General features: G+C 49.5%; 15 protein-coding genes. 9 read left to right on the top strand and 6 right to left on the bottom strand.

Translation table 11 applies throughout. The features are described 5' to 3' along the window. The first annotated feature begins 3 nt into the window (after positions 1 to 3). From HQN60_RS14150 to HQN60_RS14115, 8 genes are all read left to right on the top strand, one after another. On the top strand, positions 4 to 648 hold the full coding sequence (locus HQN60_RS14150; RefSeq protein ID WP_173534270.1) for a TetR/AcrR family transcriptional regulator: 645 nt from the start codon (positions 4 to 6) through the stop codon (positions 646 to 648). A 19-nt stretch (positions 649 to 667) separates the two neighbouring features. Beyond that, positions 668 to 3,124 carry an acyl-CoA dehydrogenase gene (locus HQN60_RS14145; protein ID WP_173534269.1) on the top strand — a complete coding sequence of 819 codons (2,457 nt, stop codon included), beginning with the start codon at positions 668 to 670 and terminating at the stop codon, positions 3,122 to 3,124. Between the two features lie 65 nt (positions 3,125 to 3,189). Next, positions 3,190 to 4,512, top strand: a complete 1,323-nt coding sequence (locus HQN60_RS14140) for an OmpP1/FadL family transporter (RefSeq protein ID WP_173534268.1) — start codon at positions 3,190 to 3,192, stop codon at positions 4,510 to 4,512. 106 nt (positions 4,513 to 4,618) lie between these two features. Continuing rightward, positions 4,619 to 6,991: a 3-hydroxyacyl-CoA dehydrogenase/enoyl-CoA hydratase family protein gene (locus HQN60_RS14135; protein WP_254456636.1), complete on the top strand. Its 2,373-nt coding sequence runs from the start codon at positions 4,619 to 4,621 to the stop codon at positions 6,989 to 6,991. A 174-nt stretch (positions 6,992 to 7,165) separates the two neighbouring features. Continuing rightward, positions 7,166 to 8,368 (top strand): acetyl-CoA C-acyltransferase, encoded by a 1,203-nt coding sequence (locus HQN60_RS14130; protein WP_173534266.1) that lies wholly within the window; start codon positions 7,166 to 7,168, stop codon positions 8,366 to 8,368. A 71-nt stretch (positions 8,369 to 8,439) separates the two neighbouring features. Then, positions 8,440 to 9,006 (top strand): chalcone isomerase family protein, encoded by a 567-nt coding sequence (locus HQN60_RS14125; protein ID WP_173534265.1) that lies wholly within the window; start codon positions 8,440 to 8,442, stop codon positions 9,004 to 9,006. A gap of 620 nt (positions 9,007 to 9,626) precedes the next feature. Next, complete coding sequence (locus HQN60_RS14120) at positions 9,627 to 11,444, top strand: autotransporter assembly complex protein TamA (protein WP_173534264.1); 1,818 nt, start codon at positions 9,627 to 9,629, stop codon at positions 11,442 to 11,444. After that, positions 11,441 to 15,298, top strand: a complete 3,858-nt coding sequence (locus HQN60_RS14115) for a translocation/assembly module TamB domain-containing protein (protein ID WP_173534263.1) — start codon at positions 11,441 to 11,443, stop codon at positions 15,296 to 15,298. The genes HQN60_RS14120 and HQN60_RS14115 overlap by 4 nt, the downstream gene beginning before the upstream one ends. A gap of 59 nt (positions 15,299 to 15,357) precedes the next feature. Here the strand turns inward: HQN60_RS14115 and HQN60_RS14110 are convergent, their stop codons facing one another. After that, positions 15,358 to 16,422 (bottom strand): type II asparaginase, encoded by a 1,065-nt coding sequence (locus tag HQN60_RS14110; RefSeq protein ID WP_173534262.1) that lies wholly within the window; start codon positions 16,420 to 16,422, stop codon positions 15,358 to 15,360. A gap of 143 nt (positions 16,423 to 16,565) precedes the next feature. Next, positions 16,566 to 17,252, bottom strand: a complete 687-nt coding sequence (locus HQN60_RS14105) for a ComF family protein (protein ID WP_173534261.1) — start codon at positions 17,250 to 17,252, stop codon at positions 16,566 to 16,568. Positions 17,253 to 17,352: 100 nt separating this feature from the next. On the opposite strand from HQN60_RS14105, the gene bioB reads away from it, so the two are divergent. Then, the gene (gene bioB, locus HQN60_RS14100) at positions 17,353 to 18,348 is read left to right on the top strand and encodes a biotin synthase BioB (RefSeq protein WP_173534260.1); all 996 of its coding nucleotides are present in this window, start codon (positions 17,353 to 17,355) and stop codon (positions 18,346 to 18,348) included. A gap of 422 nt (positions 18,349 to 18,770) precedes the next feature. Here bioB and HQN60_RS14095 read toward each other — a convergent pair whose 3' ends face one another. The 4 genes from HQN60_RS14095 to HQN60_RS14080 form a co-directional block, all read right to left on the bottom strand. After that, complete coding sequence (locus tag HQN60_RS14095) at positions 18,771 to 19,076, bottom strand: metal-sensitive transcriptional regulator (protein ID WP_173534259.1); 306 nt, start codon at positions 19,074 to 19,076, stop codon at positions 18,771 to 18,773. Beyond that, complete coding sequence (locus HQN60_RS14090) at positions 19,060 to 19,269, bottom strand: heavy-metal-associated domain-containing protein (protein WP_173534258.1); 210 nt, start codon at positions 19,267 to 19,269, stop codon at positions 19,060 to 19,062. The genes HQN60_RS14095 and HQN60_RS14090 overlap by 17 nt, the downstream gene beginning before the upstream one ends. A gap of 9 nt (positions 19,270 to 19,278) precedes the next feature. Then, positions 19,279 to 21,633 (bottom strand): heavy metal translocating P-type ATPase, encoded by a 2,355-nt coding sequence (locus HQN60_RS14085; protein WP_173534257.1) that lies wholly within the window; start codon positions 21,631 to 21,633, stop codon positions 19,279 to 19,281. Between the two features lie 273 nt (positions 21,634 to 21,906). Continuing rightward, a complete protein-coding gene (locus tag HQN60_RS14080; protein ID WP_173534256.1) occupies positions 21,907 to 22,221 on the bottom strand; it encodes an RnfH family protein in 315 nt (104 codons plus the stop codon). Positions 22,222 to 22,282: the final 61 nt, after the last annotated feature.

Below are 22,282 nucleotides of genomic sequence, written 5' to 3'. Positions count from 1 at the left end.
GGCATGGAAACGGGGAAGGCACTAGAAACATCATTACGCATCTTAAATGCGGCAGAAATCTTGTTCGTTGAGCATGGTTTTTCCGGCACGTCGATGCGGCAAATCACTGGCGCGGCACAGGTCAATATTGCGGCAGTGAATTATTATTTCGGTTCCAAAGAAGGCTTGTTTCAAGCGGTATTTGAGCGCCGAGCCGAGCCTTTTGCTCGCCTTTCTCTCGACAAAATCAATCAACTCACCAGTAGTAAAAACAACTTTACCGCCACCGAAGTCGCCGAGGCATTTATGTCTGCCGCGATGGAAATGGGGAGTAATCCTGCGCACGGCGGGCTGATTTTCGTGAAGTTGCTGGCGCGTAGTTATGTTGAACCCAATCCCGTATTAAAAGAAAAATTGCCGCAACGCTATGGCGAGTTAACGCGTCGTTATCTTGAAGCGTTGGGGCAGGCTTTGCCGCATTTATCGAGTCAGGAAGTGAGTTGGCGCTTTCACTTTATGACCAGCGCCATGTTTAACGCATTCGCTGGTAATAATGTGATGCGCTTATTTATGACCCAGTCTTTGGTGAATGCCCGTGATCCGCAGTTAGTTGCACAGATGTTATTACCTTTCATTGCTGCAGGCTTAAATAGCCCTGCTGCCGTTTAGTTGCCACTTGGAGTTAATCATGTCAATTTTTATCTGCATTGTTGCAGTTGTGGCTTTACTCGGGGTACTTGCTTATTCCCGCGCGCCACTGTGGTGGAGTTCTTTACTGATTTTGATCGGGGCAGCTTATGCTTTTTATCAGCAAAGTTTAAATCCAATTGTATTGGGTATGTTGATCGCGCTGTTGATTATCCTGAACTTCAAGCCAATACGTCGTGCTTTGATTACTGGGCCTTTGTTTAGTATTTTCCGCAAAATCACGCCACCCATGTCACAAACCGAGCAAGAAGCCGTTGATGCCGGTACGGTATGGTGGGATCGCGATTTGTTCTCGGGCAAGCCTGATTTTGACAAACTGCATCAATATGCCAAGCCAACACTGACCGCAGAAGAAGAGGCGTTTTTAAACGGCCCGACCGAAACGTTATGCGCGATGCTCAATGATTGGCAAATCACGCAAAAAGACAAAGATCTACCGCCAGAAGCTTGGGATTTCATTAAGAAAAACGGCTTTTTGGGCATGATTATTAAAAAAGAATTCGGCGGTAAAGAATTTAGTAATTACGCGCATGCTCGCGTCGTCACTAAAATCGCCACCCGTTCGGGTTCTGCAGCGGTGACAGTGATGGTGCCTAATTCACTCGGACCGGGTGAGTTGCTGCAGCATTATGGGACTGAAGCCCAAAAGAATTATTACTTGCCACGCTTGGCGGTCGGTGAAGAGATTCCATGCTTTGCCTTGACTAGCCCAGAAGCCGGCTCTGATGCCGGTGGTATTCCTGACTTTGGTATCGTGACACGCGGCAGCTATACCGATCCGCGCACGGGTATCGCCCATGACAACGTACTCGGTATTCGCTTGACCTGGGAAAAACGCTATATCACCTTGGGTCCAGTCGCCACTATCTTGGGCTTGGCATTCAAGCTGTACGATCCAGATCACCTATTGGGTAGCAAAGAAGACATCGGCATTACTTGCGCTTTGATTCCAACTGAGCACAAAGGCGTTGAAATTGGTCGTCGCCACTACCCAGGTACTAGCGCGTTCCAAAATGGCCCGAACTGGGGTAAGGACGTGTTTATTCCGATGGATTGGGTTATCGGTGGTCAAGATTACGTCGGTAAAGGTTGGAAAATGTTGGTCGAGTGCTTGTCAGTGGGCCGCTGCATTTCATTGCCAGCGATGTCTGTGGCGACCGGCATGCTGTCGTCTTATACCACCGGTGCTTACGCCCGTATTCGTAGCCAGTTTGGTTTGTCGATTGGTCGCTTTGAAGGCGTGGATGAAGCATTGGGCCGTATTGGTGGCTTTACCTATCAGATGGATGCCGCGCAACGCTTGGCATTGACTGGCCTTGATTCAGGTGAAAAACCATCGGTGATTTCCGGTATTTTGAAATATCACAATACTGAGAAAATGCGTAAAACGCTGAATGACGCCATGGATGTACATGCGGGTAAAGCGGTATGTATTGGGCCACGCAACTACTTGGCGCTGGGTTACCACGCTATACCTGTTGCAATTACGGTAGAAGGCGCCAATATTCTGACTCGCAGCATGATTATCTTTGGTCAAGGCGCAATCCGTAGCCATCCGTTTGTGCTGCGTGAACTTAAAGCGGCAATGAATAAAGATTTACCTGCTTTTGATGATGCAGTAATTAGCCACATTGGTTTTGCAGTTTCTAATCTGGTGCGTAGCTGCTGGTTAGGTTTGACCGGTGCGCGTTTTGTTAGCGTGCCAGTGTCTGGCCCGACCGCACAGCACTATCGTGACATCGTTCGATTCTCGTCAGCATTTGCTTTCTTGGCCGATATGGGGATGGCAACGTTAGGTGGTAGCCTTAAATTTAAAGAGAAACTTTCGGCTCGTTTGGGCGATATGTTGTCAAATTTATACATCGCTACTGCCGCATTAAAGAAATTTAATGATGATGGCCAACCGACAGAAGATCGTCCATTGGTACGTTGGGCAGTGGAAACCGCGCTCTTCGATTGTCAGGAAGCGATGAATGGCTTTTTGGCGAATCACCCGAATCGGGCGTTGGCATGGTGTGTACGTAAGCTGGTATTCCCATGCGGCATGTCTATGCGCCAGCCGGCAGACACGGTGGGTACTGATATTGCCCGTAGCTTGATGGAGCCTTCTGCATCGCGTGATCGCTTGGTGCAATTCATGTACCGCTCAAGTGATGAAAACGATTCGATTGGTGTTTTGGAGCATGCCTTGAAGGCCGTGATTGCGACTGAAGCCATCGAGAACAAATTGCGCCGTGCGCAGCGCGAAGGCAAGTTGAAAGCGATTGTGGCTCAGGCTCGCTTACAAGAAGCCTTGAATCAGGGATTGATCACAGCAGAAGAACACGCCGCAGTGGTGCGTGCTCGTCGTCTCAAGCGGGAAGTGATTATGGTGGATGATTTTGATGCACAGTTAATGCATGCAGATTCTGAGGCCATTCACCGAGTGATTGTGTAATATAAGAGTAAGCTAATAAAAGCTTACATTGTATGTGGTACAACAAAACCCTTGGAGATATAAAAATGAAGATGCTTGTGCGTTCAATGAAAGTGATCGGTGCAACTAGTTTGTTTCTCAGCTCTGCCTCAGTTTTGGCTTCGGGCTACCACTTTGGTACCCAAAGTGCGAGTAATCAGGGTGTCGCCAACTCCGGCGCTGCCGAAGTCATGGACGCGACAACCATTTTTTATAATCCAGCCGGTATGAGCCGCCTTGAAGGAACGCAAGTCACTGGCGTACTCAATGTGGTGATCCCGAATGGCGAGTACACCAATATCAAAACCACTACCGCCACCGGTAAACCGGTGACGGGTGGTAATGGGGGTAGTTTTGGCCAAACTACAGCCGTGCCACATTTGTACGCTACCTATCAAGTGAATGATCAGGTGAACGTCGGTGTTGGGGTGTTTGTACCATTTGGCTCACACACCAATTACGAAGCAGGCTGGGTGGGTCGCTACCAAGCTTTAGAAAGCAAGATCGAAACGATTAATGTGAATCCATCGATCTCTTACAAAGTGAACGACACGGTGGCGCTCGGTGCCGGTGTTAGTGTGCAATATATTAATGGTCAAATTAGTAAAGCCTTGGACCTCGGTACGGCAACGAAAAACCCAGCGTTTTTTGGTAATCCCGCTTTTGACGGTGAGTCCGAAGTGAAGGGTAACGATATTGGCTACGGTTTTAACTTGGGTGCTTTGTTTAATCTAAGTGAGGACACCCGAGTGGGGGTGGCGTATCGCTCAAAAATTAAACATACCTTGGAAGGTGATTTGACCTTTAAGGTGCCAAGCGCACTGCAATCGACCGTGGGCAAATCCCCTGCTTTACAAAATCGAGCAGCAACATTGTCGGTTGAAACGCCAGAATCATTCTCGATTAATGGCTTTCACCAATTTAACCCTGAATGGGCGATGACTGCTGATTACACCTGGACAGGTCACTCGCGCTTTGACGAAATCCGGATTAAATCTCCGGGTAATGCCGATTCAGTGACAGTGACTCGCTGGCGCGATACCAGCCGTTATTCAGTGGGCGGCATTTATACGCCGAATCAAACTTGGACTTTCCGTGCCGGTTTAGCGTATGACCAATCGCCTGAAGCCAATGATGCTGAGCGCATTGCCAGCATTCCCGATAGCGACCGGATTTGGTATGCCTTGGGCGCTCGTTACAATATTGACAAAAACAATTCGATTGACCTTGCGGCCATTTATGTTCATCTAAAAAGCTCAAGCATTAATCGTAAACCTTTAGATCCAACTGAAGTCTCAGGTGGCTCAATTAACGGTAATTACAGCGTTAATTCAGTGACCTTGGGTATGCAATACAACTATCGTTTCTAACTCTAGATTGTGCCCAGAGCGAAGGCTTTGGGCACGAAAAGAAAATCTAACCGAATAGCTGCAGGGCTGGCCTGCGAAGAGAGTGATTATGAGTGTGAGTTTGACAATGCCAATTCGCAAAGTGGCAGTTTTAGGGGCAGGCGTGATGGGCGCGCAAATTGCAGCGCATCTCTCCAATGCTGGGATTGATACCGTATTATTTGATTTGCCCGCAGCAACTGGCAATCCCAATGCGATTTCACTCAAAGCTTTAGATAATCTTAAAAAATTAAAACCAGCCCCATTGATGTCTGCCAGCCGGATTGATGGCATCGTGCCTGCCAACTATGGTAGCGACTTGGCTTTATTGGCCGATTGCGATTTGGTGATTGAAGCCATTGCTGAGCGCTTGGATTGGAAGGCCGATTTATATGCCAAAATCGCGCCACATTTGGCTGAGCATGCGATTTTAGCCAGTAATACCTCAGGTTTATCGATTGAAGCTTTGGCTGCGAATGTACCGGCTGCGCTGCAATCGCGTTTTTGCGGCATTCATTTCTTTAATCCGCCGCGCTATATGTATCTGGTTGAGCTCATTGCCACTAAAGGTTGCCAGGCCGATACCCTTGATGCACTAGAAACATTCCTCACGCTACGTTTAGGTAAAGGCGTGGTTCGCGCCAAAGATAGCCCTAACTTTATCGCCAATCGGATTGGTGTGTTCTCGATGTTGGCGACGATTGAGCACGCTAAAAACTTCGGCATCCGTTTTGATGTGGTCGATGATTTAACTGGCCCACGTTTGGGTCGGCCAAAATCAGCGACATTCCGTACTGCCGATGTGGTGGGCTTAGATACCTTTGCCCATGTGGTTAAAACCATGACCGATACATTGCAAGCCGATCCATGGCATGCCTTGTTCAAATCACCCGAATGGCTAGAGCAACTGATTGCTGCTGGTGCATTAGGGCAAAAAACCCGCCAAGGTATTTTTAAGAAAGTCGGCAAAGACGTATTGATGCTGGACCCGAGCACCGGTGAGTACATCGCCGGTGGTCAAAAAGCGTCTGATGAAGTGAAAGCTTTACTAAAAAATACTGATTTTGCCGCCAAGGTAGCGTCGCTGCGCGCTTCCAACTTGCCAGAAGCACAATTTTTGTGGGCTTGCTTGCGTGATGTTTGGCATTACATCGCTGTGCAACTGGAACACATCGCTGACAATGCACGCGATGTTGATTTTGCCATTCGTTGGGGCTTTGGCTGGGAGCAAGGCCCGTTTGAAATGTGGCAAGCGGCCGGCTGGCAAACTATTGCTGCTGCGATTAATGAAGACATCGCTGCGGGCAAAACTTTGTCGAGCACCCCATTGCCAGCTTGGGTTATGGCGCGCGATGGCGTACATACCCCAGCCGGTTCACTCAATGCGGTGACGCAAGAGTTGGTTGGTCGTTCAACATTGCCAGTATACGAGCGTCAATTGTATCCACCGAAAGTACTGGGCGAAGCTGAGCCTGACTTTGGTGAAACCATTTACGAAAACGACAGCGTTCGGATGTGGATGCCGCCGAGCAATTTAACCACGGCTGGCGTGCCGGTACTGAGCTTTAAAACCAAGGCGCATTGTGTCGGTGCCAACGTATTGGCCGGTATCCAAGAGTCAATCAAGATTGCCGAGCAATACCACCCAGGTTTGGTGATTTGGCACTCTACGGCGCCGTTTTCAGTTGGTGCGGATTTGATGAGTATGGGTCCAGCGTTTATGAGTGGCGATTTTGCTGCGCTTGAGCGGATGGTGTTTGAATTTCAAAAAACCTCGCAAGCCATTAAATACGCCAAAGTACCGGTGGTGGGCGCAGCGCAAGGTTATGCCTTTGGTGGCGGTTGTGAATTCTTAATGCATTGCGCTCGTGTTGTCGCGCATGTTGAAACCTATATCGGCTTGGTTGAAGTTGGCGTCGGTCTATTGCCAGCGGGTGGTGGTTGTAAAGAATTTGCCCTGCGCGCTTCGCGTTTAGCCCGTAACGGCAATATTTTAGAAGTGCTCAAAGATTATTACCTCGCGATGGCCATGGCCAAAGTGGGTACCAGCGCGGAAGAAGGTCAGCAAATCGGTTATCTGAAAGAATCCGACGTGATTGTGATGAACGCCAATGAGTTGCTGTATGTGGCGCAGGCGCAAGTGACCGCGATGGCGGCCACCGGCTACCGTCCGCCAGTACGTCCGAAAGCATTCGCTGTTGCCGGTCGCTCAGGCGCAGCAACGATTCGTGCGCAATTGGTCAATATGCTCGAAGGCGGCTTTATTAGTAAGTACGACTTCCATATTGGCGTACAAATTGCCGAAATCGTCTGCGGTGGCGATGTCGATGCCGGTACCTTGGTCGACGAAGATTGGATCTTGAAATTAGAGCGTGAACGCTTTATGGGCTTGCTGCAAAAAGGTAAAACCCAAGAGCGGATCATGCACATGATTGAATTTAATAAACCACTGAGAAATTGATCATTGTCGTACCGAGCGCAGCGCAGGTACGACAAGGCGATAACGGCCCGTTAACGGCGCATTAAAAAGCGTTGGTAGGTTGATCGCAAATTAAAAATCAAACGTGAACCCACGGCCAAATTCCCTATTGTGCCGGTCGTGGATTCAGGTTTTGCCAAATTTTAGGAATTCAAAATGAGCAAACAGATTCAAGAAGCTTATATTGTTGCCGCAGTGCGCACGCCAGTGGGCAAAGCGCCGCGCGGCATGCTAAAGGGTGTTCGCCCGGATGATTTATTGGCGCATGTATTGAAAGCCGCGATGGCGCAAGTGCCATCGCTCGATCCAGCTTTGGTGTCGGATGTGGTGGCTGGCTGCGCCATGCCAGAAGGCGAGCAAGGGATGAATGTGGCGCGGATTGGTGCGCTGCTGGCCGGTCTGCCCAATACCGTGGGCGGCATTACGATTAATCGTTTTTGCTCGTCGGGCATTAATGCCGTGGCGCTGGCTGCCGACAAAATTCGTTTAGGCGAAGCCGATGTGATGATTGCGGCAGGTACAGAGTCGATGTCGATGGTGCCAATGGGTGGCAATAAATTGTCATTGGGCGCGAGTATTTTTGACACCGATGAAAACGTAGCGATTGCTTACGGCATGGGTTTGACTGCGGAAAAAGTGGCGCAGCAATGGCAGGTAAGTCGTGAAGATCAAGACGCTTTTGCTGTTGAATCGCACCGCCGTGCTTTGGCGGCGATTGCTGAAGGTAAATTTAACGCGGAAATCGCACCGATTGATGTGACGTATCGCGTACCCAATTTGGCCACCGGCGAAGTGGAGTTGATTAACAAAACCTTGCTCAATGATGAAGGCCCACGCGCTGACACGAGCTTGGAAGGTCTGGCTAAACTGAAAACCGTATTTGCCGCCAAAGGCAGTGTGACTGCCGGTAATAGCTCGCAAATGTCTGACGGTGCTGCGGCATTGATTTTGGTTTCAGAAAAAATCCTCAAAGAATTTAATCTCACGCCATTGGCTAAATACGTTTCTTTTGCGGTGAAAGGCGTGCCACCGGCGATTATGGGGATTGGTCCGAAAGAAGCGATTCCTGCAGCTTTAAAACAAGCCGGTTTGAATTTGTCTGATTTGGCTTGGATTGAACTCAATGAAGCATTTGCCGCGCAAGCGCTGGCGGTGAGTCGTGATTTGAATTTGGATATGTCGATTGTCAATCCACATGGTGGCGCCATTGCCTTGGGTCATCCTTTGGGGGCGACGGGTGCAATTCGCGCTGCAACGGCGATTCATGGCTTGCGCGGTCAAGGCAAATCAGGCTATGCCATGGTGACGATGTGTATCGGCACCGGTATGGGTGCTGCTGGTATTTTGCAAGTTTTATAAGCGATTCATTTTGAATTCAATTTATCTAAAGCCCGCTGAGTTGAAAGCGGGCTTTTTTTTTGGAGAACGCAATGAAAAAACAAATCACGGCAATGGCTTTGGCAGGGTTATTGGCCAATTCGGCATTTGCGCTTGAAGTGGCGGGCGTTAACTTGCCAGAGAAGGTGAGCGTGGCCGAAACACCTTTGGTGTTAAATGGCGCCGGTATTCGCAAGAAAATGGTTTTTGAAGTGTATGTGGCGGCTTTATACACCACGGCCAAAAGCAATGACGCGAACGCGATTATTAATGCGACTACGCCAAGACGGATTCAATTGGATATGCTGCGCAATGTGGAGTCGGCGAGTTTGTATCAGGCTTTATTAGAAGGGCTGCAAGACAATCTTAATGCCGCCCAATTGAAGGCGCTTGCCCCCAAGGTGGCTGAGCTAGAGAAAATCTTTACGGATATTAAGGTTGCCAATAAGGGCGATGTGATTGTGTTGGACTTTTTGCCGGGCAAGGGGGTGAAAGTACAGGTTCGTGGTCAGGTGGCTGGCCTGATTACAGGCGATGCAATTGCTAGCGCAATGCTATCGATCTGGCTGGGTAAATCGCCGGTCAGCGATAGTTTAAAGGCCGCTTTATTAAAAGCATAAAAATAGTCCGTGGCGTCGTTAAATCCGCCGGCTAAACGACTGAGTACGATCAAATCGTAGATAGTACGCCCCATGACGATGCGGCCCCGACCTGATTTAGGTTGGGGCTTTTCTTTTTGCTTACTCTTCAAGATATTCTTTGTAATGTATTTTTTGAGTTAAATGTAGTATTGCTACATTTGTATTTTTCATTATTTGGTGTTTGTTACATGTTAAGTGATTGATATATATGGTTTATGATCATATTTATGTACTTGTAGTTGTTTGTAATGGTTATTAAATACGTAATTTAAGTACAAAAAGACTTGCATAGTCTGGGTAGTTTTGTTAAAGTACGTACATCGAAAGAAACACAGCAAGGCCGGTTGGTTCAGCCGGATAACTTAAGGAGAAACACCATGCGTGGCTTACTCAAAATGATCAAAAACATTGAATTTCAGCAACAATTGCTGGTTAAGTCTTATGGCTGGAAATTGACTCAGCGCTAAGCACCGATTTCATGTAGTAACCGTAGTACCCGCAGCGAAAGTTGCGTTATCGACTCCATCCTCCTGTGCCCGACTTTGACTTGTGTTTTATTACGCAAGACAAGTCGGGATTTTTTTGTTTATCGCACGATAATGCAGCTAAATTGCTTGAGTTTGGGTAAAGTAGCATTTTGCGTGAATCATGGTTTTGTCTTGTTTAATTCATCTCTTTTCTATCCGCTTGGCGCCGGTTTGTTGGTCTTTTCTACGACGGTTGCGGCGGCTGAAGCGCCGTTTACTTATCGCGTCGTGCTGCGCGCCGATTCAAGTGTGTCATCGTTACTTGAGCAGTATCTTGAGATCTTTAAGCTCAAGGACAGTCCACGTAATTCGCCAGAGCAATTAAGCCGTTCACTTGAGTTTTTGCCGCAAGCGGTAGCCGATTTACTCGCCACGCAAGGGTATTTCAATACCAAAACGGTATCGGAAATGAAAACCGAACAAGGGCAAACCGTGGTGTATATCCAAGTCGAGCTGGGTGAGCCGGTGGTGATTCATGGCGCCAAACTCAATGTAAGCGGTGCGGTGCAGGACAATCCGGAACGTTTGGCGGTACTAGAATCTCGCTTTCAAGAGCGTAGCGACGCGATCATTGGCACGTCTTTTACGCAAAGCGAATGGGATGATTTAAAAAAACGCACTTTAGCGTCGTTTATGGCGCGAGATTACCCCGCATCGGTGATGAGTTCGAGTGAGGCCATCATTGATCCTGAATTAAAGACGGCACAATTGAATATCACGATGGACAGTGGCCCAGCGTATGTGTATGGCCCAGTACAAATCCATGGTTTACAGCGCTACCCAGAAAAACTGGTTCGTGATCTGGTTGACTTGCCAGAAGGGGCGCCGTATCGGCGCAGTCAATTACTCAATTTACAAACTGAATTACAAAATTTACCGCATTTTGCTTCGGCCTTGGTCGATGTGAGTTTGCCTGCCGATGCGCCGTTTATTGCGCCAGTACAAATTGATGTGCAAGAGTCGCCCTTAAATAAAGTCAGTACGAATTTGGGTTACAGCACCAATACTGGCGCGCAAGCTGGGGTGGATTATCGTTATTTAAATTTGTTTGATCGTGGCTGGATATTTAATTCCAAGCTTGAAATTAAACAAAAAGAACAGCTGTTTGATATCGCCGTGGCCATTCCTAAAGTGTCGAGCGGTTGGGAGCATAACGGTTATATCAATTATGCCAGCTCAGATATTGAAGGCTTGCAGTCGGACAATTATCGAATTGGGGTGTCGCGCAATTGGATTGAACGCCGGCAAGAGCATTATATTTCGCTACAGTATCTGGCTGAACGTCGCCAAATTAGCAATGGCAGTAGTGATCGTCCGCATTCTTTGACTTTAAATTACAAGACGATTGTTCGCGATTTAGATAGCTTAAAAGACCCACGGCATGGCTATATGCTGCAAGCTGAAATTGGTGGCGCTTCTGAGCAAGTCATGAGTGATGTGAGTTTTGTCCGCGCTTATGGCAATGCCATTCACTACAACAAGATTGGGCAAGAAGGCATTTTGGCTTTACGGTTGGAGCTGGGACAAACTTTTACCAGCAGCGCGATTGGCGTGCCGACAGAATGGTTGTTTCGTGCCGGTGGTATGGGCTCCGTGCGTGGCTATGATTATCAATCTTTAGGGGTTGATATCGATGGTTCGGTTGTGCCAGGGCGCGTTTTGGCAACGTCATCGATTGAATATCAACATCTGGTTTACAAAGATTGGCGTGCGGCCATTTTTTATGATTATGGTGGCGCTGGCGCCGATTGGCGCACATTAAATCCAGTTCGTGGCGCTGGGATTGGCGCGCGTTGGTTAAGTCCGGTGGGGCAAATCGGCGCGGATATTGCCTACGGCATCGATAAATCTCAATTTCGCTTTCAATTTGCGATGGGTCTTGCGTTTTGAATCCCGAGTTAACGCCTGAAACCACCCCAGTCGCGGTGGTGACTCCGCCTACTTATAGCCGAGCGCGGCAGATTGCACGTGGCGTATTTTGGAGCGTTGTGGCGAGCGTAACGCTGTGTATTGCTTTGCTGGCGGGGCTGCTGTTTGCGCTCGATTCCAATTATGGCCGTGCCCGTTTGGTGGAAATGATTAATCGCAGCGGCATGGTGTCAATCCAATCTTTGCAGGGCTCGTTTTGGTCGCGATTGGAAGTTCGCAATTTAAAAGTGGATACACCGAGTGCCTTAGTGCAATTGGATCACGGGGTATTGGATTGGAGCCCTTATTCATTATTGCTTAGAAAGCTATACATCAATGAATTGCGCTTAGGTATCTTGCAGATAGAAACGAAACCGACGCCGCCGATGGCCAAGCCCAGCCCGGTACCGCAAAACTTAACCCTGCCTTTAAGTTTGCAAGTGCTGGAGTTGCGAATCGCGCAATTGCAAATCAGTGGTGCGCCAACGATTAAGCAAATTCAAGCAGGTTTTGATAGTAATGGTAAAGAACACCGCATTACGATTAGCCAATTACATGCCCCACAAGGCACGCTCAGTGCGGCGCTGAATGTGTCGGGTAAAGCGCCATTTCGCACCGCGGGCTCGTTTGTCTTAGCTGGGCAGCTCGAAGGGCAGGAGTTGACTGCGGTCGGTCAAGTGCTCGGTGATTTGCGGGCGTTGGCGGTGAAGGCCGATTTAAATGCCGCCAAAGTGCGCGCCAATGTCGATGTTAAATTGGATGTGTTTGCGGCGCATGCCTATCAAATGTTGCAGCATGGTCAAATTAAGCTGGAGCAGTTTAATCCTGCCGCATGGAACTCGGCGGCACCACAAGCCAAAATTGACGCCAACTTACAAGTTGAGCCTAGCTCAACTGGGGTGGTGATGCGTTTGCAACTTAAAAATCATCAACTCGGGTCTTTAGATCGACAGGGTTTGCCGCTGGCGGCGTTGAATGCTCGGCTTAATTTAGCCGGTAATGATTTGCAGATTAAGCAGTTGGAGATGGGGTTTGCCGGGGATGGGCAGCTCAAGGCCACTGGCGGTATTCGTGATGAAGTGCTTGATCTTAATTTGGCCTTGCAAGGCATCGATCCTGCGCAATTTTGGTCGCCACAAGCGGCCAGTCAAATGAGCGGGGTGATGACGGTGAAAGGGCCGTGGCTGGCGCCCAATGTGCAAGGTGAGATTAAAGATCAGCGCTTAAAAACCGCACTTAAGTTGGATTTGGGCTGGATAAAACCGACTGAGCAGCGCCGAATTGCCGTGCGCCAATTGGATTTGCAGCGTGGTAGTAGTCAATTGGCCGCCAAAGGCGAGTTAAATTTACAAGCACCGTATGACTTTACGTTAACCGCGCAATTGCAGCAGTTTAATCCTGCCGAATTGATTGCGGCATCGCCAGTAGGGCGAATTAATAGCCAAATCAAAGCCAGCGGCCAGATTGAGCCAACGCTGCGTTTGGATGTTGAGTATCAACTTTTAAATAGTATTTACAATCAACAGGCTTTGTCTGGTGCCGGCCAGTTAAAGCTAGATAATGATCGATTAAATGTGCAGCAATTGTGGTTGGCCTTAGGTAAAAATCGACTCGAACTACAGGGTGTGCTGGGCAAGAGCAACGACAAACTAAATTACCAAATTGATTTTCCTGAGTTACAGGTGTTGGGGCGTGGCTTTGCAGGGGTAATTACCGGCAAGGGACAGGTTTCAGGTGCCATGCAGCAAGCCAATGTGCAGGGTACGCTCAATGTAAAACAATTGAGTACGCCATGGGGGGTTGAGGTTGGTGGTGCTGATTTATTTGCCAATATTCAGGCTGATTTGGCTGGGCCGATTGAACTGCGTTTAGCGATCAATCAATTAAAAATGGAAGGTCTGCAATTAACCAACGCCAATGTCTTAATGAGCGGGCGTAAAGATCAACACATGATTACGCTAACGGCCAAAGGGAGTAAAGATCAGCATGAGCTGGCTTTAGATGCTTTGCTCAAAGGCGGATTGAATGCCGGATTTGTCTGGCAAGGTCAGATTGAGCGTTTAAATGGCTTGGCCTTTTTGCCGTTTCATTTGCAAAATGGCGCCGCACTGGTCGTAGGCGGTGATCAGCTGCGCTTGTCGACGGCTAGCCTCAAAGTGGGGCAGAGTGTCATTGACATTGGCCAGTTTGATTGGCGCAGTGGGGCGATGAATACGCAAGGGGTGATTAAGCAGCTGGTTTTAAGTGATGCACTGGCATTGATCGACAATAAAACCATGCAAAGTGATTTAGTTTTGGCGGGGCGCTGGGACTTGACTCAATTGGCGCCTAACGTACCCATCAATGGCAGTTTTAATTTAGAACGTCAGCGTGGTGATCTCACGTGGCGAGCGCAAGATGGGCAGCGATCTTTGTCATTAAGTGCTTTGGCATTGAAAGGGCAAATCAATCAAAACCAATTTAATGTCAGCAGTCAGTTGGCGAGTCCACTGTATGGGCAGCTGGGTATGACGGCCAGTGGTTTACTGGATGCCGCGAACTGGCGTGTTTCAGCGTTGCAAGCAATGAAAATTGCATTAGTGGGCGATTTGCCTGATTTGAAAGTCTTTTCACCATTTGTTGGTGATGGGGTGGTATTGGGTGGTCGTGCGCATTTGGATGTGAGTCGTGTTGCGCTGGGTGATCAGGTGACTTTGGCCGGGCAAATTAAAGGTACGGGTCTGCTGTATAAAGATGCCGCTTTAGGTGTGCATTTGCGAGACGGTGTGCTGGATGTCGGCTTGGATGGTCAGCAAATTACGCTAAAAACCATGAAGTTTAATGGCAGTGGTAACGGTACGGTGGAAGGCTCCGGTCGGATTGATTTAACCGACAAAGCGCAGCCGGACTTAACCATTAAATTGGCGGCTAAGAAATTTACCTTAATTAGCAAGGCCGATATGCTGTTGGTGATTTCAGGCCAAGGTACATTGGCAATGCACGACGGCGCTTTGGCGGTGAACGGGCAGTTTATTGCTGATGAGGGCGATATTCAGTTTGTTTCTAACGATGTACCGCATTTGTCGTCCGATGTGGTGGTGTTAGGTGCGGCACCGAAAAAAACACAGAAAGCCATGTCAGCCAGTGTTGAGATTGGCGTTGATTTGGGCAAGAATTTCCGCTTTAGAGGTTATGGGCTCGACGCGGATTTGATTGGGCAATTGCGGCTTAAAGCCAGTGGTAATCAAGCGCTCAGCGCCCATGGCACGGTGAGTGTTGAAGAGGGTGAGTATAAAGCCTACGGACAAAAGCTCGATATTGAGCGCGGCGTGTTGTCATTTATTGGTCCGCTGGATAATCCAGGCTTGGATATTTTGGCGGTGCGAACCAATTTAGCGGTTGAGGCGGGGGTGAAAGTGCAAGGTTCAGCTTATTCGCCACGAGTGACTTTGTATTCTGATCCGAATGTGCCCGATTCAGAAAAGCTGTCATGGCTGCTGTTTGGGCATGGTTCTGAAAATATGGAAAAAGCCGATGGCGCTTTGATCTTGCAGGTTTTAAATGCCATGGCCAGCAATAATAATGGCCAAGGCTTAACCGATCAGTTGTTTGGTGCCGTGGGGATTGATGAGGTGGGTTATAACACCATTCGCGAAAAAGACGGCAGTACGACACAGGTGGTTTCGGTCAGTAAACAATTGGCGAAAAATTTACGTGTGTCGCTGGATAAAAGCTTTAATGGCTTGCGTGACGCGGTAAGGTTTACGTTGCAGCTCTCTAGAAACTGGTCCGTGGTCTCGCGCATTGGGGTTGATGAGAGCTCGCTGAATGTCGATTACACATGGCAATTTGATTGAACAAATAATCTGATGTCGTTGAGTTAAAAAAGGCACGGCTTTTAGCCGTGCCTTTTTGATTAGTAGGTGTAGAACATGCGTTGAATTTCTTGGCTGTCTTTGGTTTTGGTAAGTGCCAGCATTAACAAAATCCGCGCTTTTTGTGGTGAAAGCGTATCGGCAACGGTGAAATCAGTTTTATCGTCATTGTTTTCGCCATTGCGAATGGTTGGCCCATTGCTAATGCGGGACGAGCGATTGATGTGTATGCCTTTTTGACGCAGTTCAGTTAAACGCGCTCGAACTGGGGCGGCTAAGCTGCCATTGCCGGTTCCGGCGTAAACAATGCCTACATCGCCCGCAGCGGCAAAGGCATCAATCGCCAAAGTATTGGCGTTGGCTGAGCCATACGCGATATTTACCGCTGGCAGGCTATCGAGTTTTGATACATCAAACTCAGTATTGCTCGTGTGTTTACGGGTGCTGGCACGGTAAAAATTAGGCTTGCCGGAAACGATATAACCCAAACTACCTAGCTCAGGCGAGCGGAAAGTATTGGTCGTCATGGTATTGGTTTTGACGACGTCGCGTGCGCCTTGAATTTCATCGTTGAGCGCGACCAATACGCCTTGGCCAATGGCTTCTTTGCTGCCCGCGAGTGCGACGGCATTGTATAGGTTGATCGGGCCGTCAGCGCTGATTGCAGTGGCTGGGCGCATGGCTCCGACGATCACCACCGGTTTATTGCTTTTAACCACCAGATTCAAGAAGTACGCGGTTTCTTCAATGGTGTCAGTGCCGTGGGTAATCACCACGCCATCAACGTCTTTGCGTTTGAGCGTTTCATTGACCTTTTTGGCTAGTTTGAGCCAATGATCATTAGTCATGCTTTCGCTCGCAATTTGAAATACCTGCTCGCCACTCACATCGGCGACTTTGCTCAGTTCAGGTACGGCAGCAATCAACGCGTCAACGCCAATTTTGGCTGCGGTATAGCCGACGGTGGTGGTGCTCGTATTGCCCGTGCCAGCAATGGTGCCGCCAGTGGCAAGAATAACGACTTTGGGTTTTTCAGCCGCGATGGCTGTGCCGGCAATGAAACTGCTAAGCACAAGCAATGTGGTGGTTTTTATCGCTAGATTCATGGTATCTCCGTTTTTATTTTGAGCTTGATGATGCTTTTAGCTCGTCAGCGAGGTGCGTCGAGTGCTGATCATCTCGGATAAACCGCTGATGACGGTATTGTGACAAATGCTAATGGGATAAGCTCTAGTGGTGAAATGGCTTATTAGGGTGTCCGGGCCACCACCCAAGCGAACACCTCAATCGCGCCAGCAGATTTGAGTGCTTTGGCTGCCGCATTCAAGCTCGCGCCGCTGGTCATCACATCGTCAATGAGTGCAATGCGTAAGCCATGCATGGGCGTGCGGCAGACAAAAGCATTACGCATATTGTGCCAGCGCGCATTGGCGCTCAGACGTGCTTGATGTTCGGTGTTTTTATTGCGGGATAACAGCCCGATTTCCATTGGTAGTTGTAAGCGTTTGGCGATGGGTTGAGCGATTTCTAACGCTTGATTAAACCCACGCTCTTTGAGTCGTGCTGGATGCAAGGGCAGTGGAATGATTAAGTCGGGCCGTTCTGCATTTGAGACTTGCTCGGCGAGTTGCTCGCCCAGTGGCGGTAGTAAAGACCAGCGCCCGGCAAATTTTGCGGCTTGAATCAAGCTGGCTATTGGCTCGGCGTATAAAAAAGCGGCGATGGTTGAATTAAATTCGGGTGGATTTTTGCTGCAAGCGCCGCAGATGAGCCCTTGTGTGCCGGGGCGCGCGCAACATGGACAGCTGTGTTCGGCGCAGGAGCGGGCTAAAGTGACAAGACAGGGCGCGCACAGGCTATTTTTGCTGCTGGCGGCGCAAAGTAGGCATTGTTGCGGGCTGATGTAGTTCAAAATTCTGTCGAATAAATTTGACAACTCAGTGCCTCGTTTGGACAATGCATTTTATGTCGTTGGCCGGCGGTGGCTTTTGGCCGTGGGTACTACTCAGTATTAAAATTATTTGGATAAATAGCGAATGAATTGTTCCAGCTCAGCAACACAAACCATCGAATTTAAGCGCGCATCGCCGCATCCAGAGCAAGCGCTATGGTCAGAGGCCGCCGTCGCTGAATTGTTTGCGTTGCCGTTTAATGATTTACTGTTTCAAGCACAAACGGTACATCGACAAAATTTTGACGCCAATCGGGTGCAGTTATCGACGTTGTTGTCGGTTAAAACTGGCGGTTGCTCAGAAGATTGTGGCTATTGCTCACAATCGGCGCGCCATGATACTGGATTGGAAACCGAAAAACTGATGGACGCCGATGAAGTGATCGCCAAAGCGGCGATTGCCAAAGAAAATGGATCGTCGCGGTTTTGCATGGGCGCAGCATGGCGCGGCCCGAAAAACAAAGATTTAGCTGAAGTTAAAAAAATGATTGCCGGCGTGAAAGCCCTAGGTTTAGAAACCTGTGCCACGTTTGGTATGCTCAAAGACGGCCAAGCGGAACAATTGCGCGATGCCGGTTTGGACTATTACAACCACAATCTGGATACTTCAGAAGCCAAATATGGCGAAATCGTTACGACGCACAGCTATGCCGATCGTTTAGATACCTTGGGCAAGGCACGTAAAGCCGGTTTAAATGTGTGCTCAGGCGGGATTGTTGGCTTGGGTGAAACGCGTTTGGATCGTGCTGGCTTAGTGGCGCAATTGGCCAATCTTGATCCACAACCGGATTCAGTGCCAATTAATAATTTAGTACAAATTGACGGCACGCCGCTCGATGGTTCAGCGCCCGTGGATTGGACTGAGTTTGTTCGCACCATTGCCGTAGCGCGCATTACCATGCCAAAGGCTTATGTTCGCTTGTCAGCAGGTCGCCAGCAAATGCCTGAAGCCATGCAAGCGCTGTGCTTTTTGGCCGGGGCGAATTCGATTTTTTACGGCGATAAACTATTAACTACCGGCAACCCCGATGTTGAAGGTGATCGTGCTTTGTTCCGCAAGTTAAATCTGCAGCCACTGTAAGTGGTCGCTAGCTTGCGGCGCTCAGTTGCGCCGCAAAAAAATAGGCAATGTTCAGATTTGGTGTTGATGCTGTGCCGCGCTCGTCGAGCTGGGGCTTAAAATCCCGTTTAAGCGTACCGAGTGAGGAGAGAGCCAAACGGTTTTATCGTTTGGCTCACGACGATCGAGGGCACAGCGGAGCTGGGCGAGATCAAAATCGCCTTTCTTTTCCCCCAACTCTTTGGCGGACAAAGAGTTGGGGTGCCGCCACTGACTGCGACTGTAAAACAATGTGCCGCAGGCACTTAAAACCATCAACACGTAATTTGAACATTGCCAAAAAATAAAGGGTATTGCTCGGTAGGCATGATCATTCATGCACTACAAAGCAATACCCTTAATACTGCGCGCCACCATGATCGCGGCGAAATTGACTCTAGTGTTTAGCCGCGCACTTTTTTGACCACTTGCATCAATTGCGCCGCCGCTTCATCACCTTGACCACTTTTAAGCGCTTGGGCGATGCAATCTTGGGTTTGTTGTTCAAGCAAGATGAGACCTAAAGCATCCAGTGCCGAACGTGCTGCCGCCACTTGGTTGAGGATGTCACCGCTATATTTCTCTTCTTCGACCATGCGGGTAATGCCCGAAACTTGGCCGACGATGCGGTTAAGTCGCTTAATCAATAAATCGCGATTTGGGCGCGGTAATTGCGTTTTGTCTTGTGTCTTTTTAGTGCTTGATGTCATATCCGGCTTCCTCAATGGCTGTTTCCAGTGCGGCGCGACTGGTTTGTTGGGCGTCGAACACAATATGTGCCGCGCCTGGGTTAAGTGTGACATTGGCCGACTGCACCCCTGTCACGGCTTGCAGAACACGCGTTACGCCAGCTGTGCAGCCGCCGCACGTCATGCCGTCAATTTGAATGTCGATGGTTTCCATCGCAACTCCTTAGCTTTTCCAGCGTTTTAATAACAATGCATTGCTCACCACCGAAATAGACGACATCGCCATTGCGGCACCAGCAACAATGGGGTTGAGTAAGCCTAAAGCGGCAACGGGAATGCCTAAAGCGTTATAAATAAAGGCGAAAAATAAATTTTGTCTGATTTTACGAATGGTTGCTTTCGATAGGCTAATGGCGGCAGCAATATGCGCAATATCGTTGTGCATCAAGGTGATGTCGGCGGTTTCAATCGCCACGCTGGCGCCGCTTTGCATTGCAAAGCTCACATTGGCTGCCGCCAATGCCGGTGCATCATTAATCCCGTCGCCTGCCATGGCCACATGCCGGCCTTGGGCTTGCAATTGGGTGATCAGTGCCGCTTTGTCTTTGGGGCTCATCTGCGCTTGAAACGTCGTAATACCGAGCTCGTTGGCAATCGCTGCTGCCGTGGCGGGGTTGTCACCCGTTAACATAATAATGTTGATGCCGGCCTGTTGTAAGGCTTTGACGGCGGCTTTTGCATCGGTGCGTGGCGTGTCTTTTAGGCCAATAAAGCCTTCCAGTTGATCATTTTTAGCCAGCGCGATGACGGTTTGTCCGGCTTGCGTCATGGCGTCTAGTTGCGTCGTTTGCGCTGCAGTGAGCGGCGTAACCCAGTCTGGACGGCCGACTTTAAATTGATCTGTGCCGATCTGTGCCGACATGCCAAGGCCTACTTCAGTGTGAATCTCGCTGGCGGTCAGTAAAGTCAGTTGCCGAGTTTGTGCCTCGCTGATTAAGGCGTGCGCCAAAGGGTGTTGCGAATGCGCTTCAATGCTGGCTGCTTGCAAAATAAGCTCAGATTCTGTGCCGTTAATTAGCTGAACCGCACTGACTTTGGGTTGGCCCTCAGTCAAAGTGCCGGTTTTATCGACGATTAAGGTGTCGATATGGCTCGCCAACTCCAAGGCGCTGGCATTGCGAAACAATAAACCGTTTTTGGCGCCGAGCCCAACGCCGACCATAATCGCGGTCGGCGTGGCTAAGCCTAGCGCACATGGGCAGGCAATGACTAAGACGGCAATGGCGTGGATTAAAGCGGTGCTTGGGTCGTGTAGCACCAGCCAAGTGGCAATAAAGGTCAGGAGGGCAATACCCAGTACCGCAGGCACAAAAATGGCGGCGATTTGATCGGCCAGTCGTTGAATCGGTGCTTTACTGCCTTGCGCTTGGCGCACCATGCGAATAATCGCCGCCAATTGCGTGGCGCTGCCAATGCTGGTAGCGCGGATGGTAATGCTGCCTTGGCTGCTGCGCGTGCCCGCAAACACGGTGTCGCCAATGGTTTTGCTGGCGGGGATGGATTCTCCGGTCAGCATGGCTTCATCAACCGCAATGCTGCCACTGAGAATCACCCCGTCGACGGCAATGCTTTCACCATCGCGCACCATTAAAATATCGCCTTGCTGGATCTTGGCAATCGCCAGTTCTAGCCATTGTCCATTGCGCTCCACCCTGGCAGTTTGCGGCTGCAGCGCCAGCAGTTCGCTAATGGCGCTGGCGGTTTTGTGTTTGGCGCGGCTTTCTAGCCATTTGCCCAGCATGACTAAGGTAATAATCGCTGCGCTGGCTTCAAAATACAGATCATGGCGCCCAGCATACCAAGCCCAGCAGCTATAGAGCCACGCCATCGACGTGCCCAGCGCGACCAGCACATCCATATTGGCGGCGCCACCGCGTAGGGCAAAATAAGCGCCGCGATAAAAACGCAGGCCAGGAATAAATTGCACTATGCTCGCGAGCGCAAATTGCACCGCGAAAGGCAAAGTGCCGTGTCGGCCAAACAGCATGCCGCCCATTTCAATTAAAAAGGGCAGCGTGCAAACGATGGCAGTCATAAACAGCCACGGCGTTTCAGCGGCCGGAGCGGTATTGATGGGGGCGCTTGCTGGGCTGGAAAACCCCGCTTTTTCAATACTGGCTTTGACTGTATCTAAATCAATCAGCCCACGTGGCGCGCTGATTTGGGCGGTTTCATTGGCAAAATTAACTTGGGCGCTTAAATTGGGCAGTCGATTGAGGACTTTCTCGAGCCGCAGCGCGCAAGCGCTGCACGTCATCCCCTCGATAGGGAGTTCAAGCTGCTGGCGCGGCACTTGGTAGCCTGCGTGTTCAATCGCTTGGATAATGGGGGCGATTTCAATACTGGGCTGGCTGCTATTAATTTGCGCTGTTTCGCTGGCAAAATTGACGCTCGCTTGAATGCCTTCTAATCGATTGAGTACTTTTTCAACACGCTGAGCGCAAGCAGAGCAAGTCATGCCCTCGATGGGTATATCGATGGAAGTGTTGCTGGCTAATGGGTTCAGGGTTTGACTCATGGGGGTATAGTAGGCTGGATATGACATACCCGCAAGGGGTATATCGCCACCGTTCAGCCCTTAGCTGGCAAGGGTAGTCAGCTTGATATGGCTGGTTTTTTGGCGAGAACTCGACTGCCAATGCGCTGCTTTATTAGGTTTTTAGCATATTGCATTGAGGTCGGTTTGATTTGGCACTCGCCCCGATTTGCCGCCCTTGATCAAGGAAAACTGCAGCGCAGTTGAGACACCTTGATCAAGCAAAATGCGTGGGTTTTGGATTTACCCAGTGAGTTACTCCGCGTCGCCGCCGCCTTTTTTCATGACCTTGCCTGCTTGCGCGCGTTGGCGGCGGACTTCTTTCGGGTCGGCAATGAGTGGGCGATAAATTTCAACACGATCTTTATGCCGCAGCACGGTATCGAGTTTGACCGCCTTGGCGAAAATGCCAATTTTTTGCTGGCTTAAGTCAATCTCAGGGAATTCTTGCAATAGCCCCGATTGCTCAATGGCTTGTTGTGCCGTTGTGCCGTTTGGGACTTTTAGACTTAATAGTTTTTGCTTTGCCGCTGTGGCGTAAACCACTTCAACGGTGATTAATTCACTCATACACTTCTTCTATCAGGTGAGTATCTGCTTCTAGCCCTTGCACTTTAAGAGCTAGAGATTG

The organism is Deefgea piscis (genome assembly GCF_013284055.1).
In the GTDB taxonomy this organism is placed as follows: Bacteria; Pseudomonadota; Gammaproteobacteria; order Burkholderiales; family Chitinibacteraceae; genus Deefgea; species Deefgea piscis.
Note: the sequence above shows the minus strand (reverse complement) of the source record. Positions and strands in the feature narration are given on the sequence as shown.

What these genes read in the sequence shown, in the direction of transcription:
- HQN60_RS14150 (WP_173534270.1), top strand. Translation starts at nt 4, where the DNA reads ATGGAAACGGGGAAGGCACTAGAAACATCATTACGCATCTTAAATGCG.
- HQN60_RS14145 (WP_173534269.1), top strand. Translation starts at nt 668, where the DNA reads ATGTCAATTTTTATCTGCATTGTTGCAGTTGTGGCTTTACTCGGGGTA.
- HQN60_RS14140 (WP_173534268.1), top strand. Translation starts at nt 3,190, where the DNA reads ATGAAGATGCTTGTGCGTTCAATGAAAGTGATCGGTGCAACTAGTTTG.
- HQN60_RS14135 (WP_254456636.1), top strand. Translation starts at nt 4,619, where the DNA reads ATGCCAATTCGCAAAGTGGCAGTTTTAGGGGCAGGCGTGATGGGCGCG.
- HQN60_RS14130 (WP_173534266.1), top strand. Translation starts at nt 7,166, where the DNA reads ATGAGCAAACAGATTCAAGAAGCTTATATTGTTGCCGCAGTGCGCACG.
- HQN60_RS14125 (WP_173534265.1), top strand. Translation starts at nt 8,440, where the DNA reads ATGAAAAAACAAATCACGGCAATGGCTTTGGCAGGGTTATTGGCCAAT.
- HQN60_RS14120 (WP_173534264.1), top strand. Translation starts at nt 9,627, where the DNA reads ATGCAGCTAAATTGCTTGAGTTTGGGTAAAGTAGCATTTTGCGTGAAT.
- HQN60_RS14110 (WP_173534262.1), bottom strand. Translation starts at nt 16,422, where the DNA reads ATGAATCTAGCGATAAAAACCACCACATTGCTTGTGCTTAGCAGTTTC.
- bioB (WP_173534260.1), top strand. Translation starts at nt 17,353, where the DNA reads ATGAATTGTTCCAGCTCAGCAACACAAACCATCGAATTTAAGCGCGCA.
- HQN60_RS14095 (WP_173534259.1), bottom strand. Translation starts at nt 19,076, where the DNA reads ATGACATCAAGCACTAAAAAGACACAAGACAAAACGCAATTACCGCGC.
- HQN60_RS14090 (WP_173534258.1), bottom strand. Translation starts at nt 19,269, where the DNA reads ATGGAAACCATCGACATTCAAATTGACGGCATGACGTGCGGCGGCTGC.
- HQN60_RS14085 (WP_173534257.1), bottom strand. Translation starts at nt 21,633, where the DNA reads ATGAGTCAAACCCTGAACCCATTAGCCAGCAACACTTCCATCGATATA.
- HQN60_RS14080 (WP_173534256.1), bottom strand. Translation starts at nt 22,221, where the DNA reads ATGAGTGAATTAATCACCGTTGAAGTGGTTTACGCCACAGCGGCAAAG.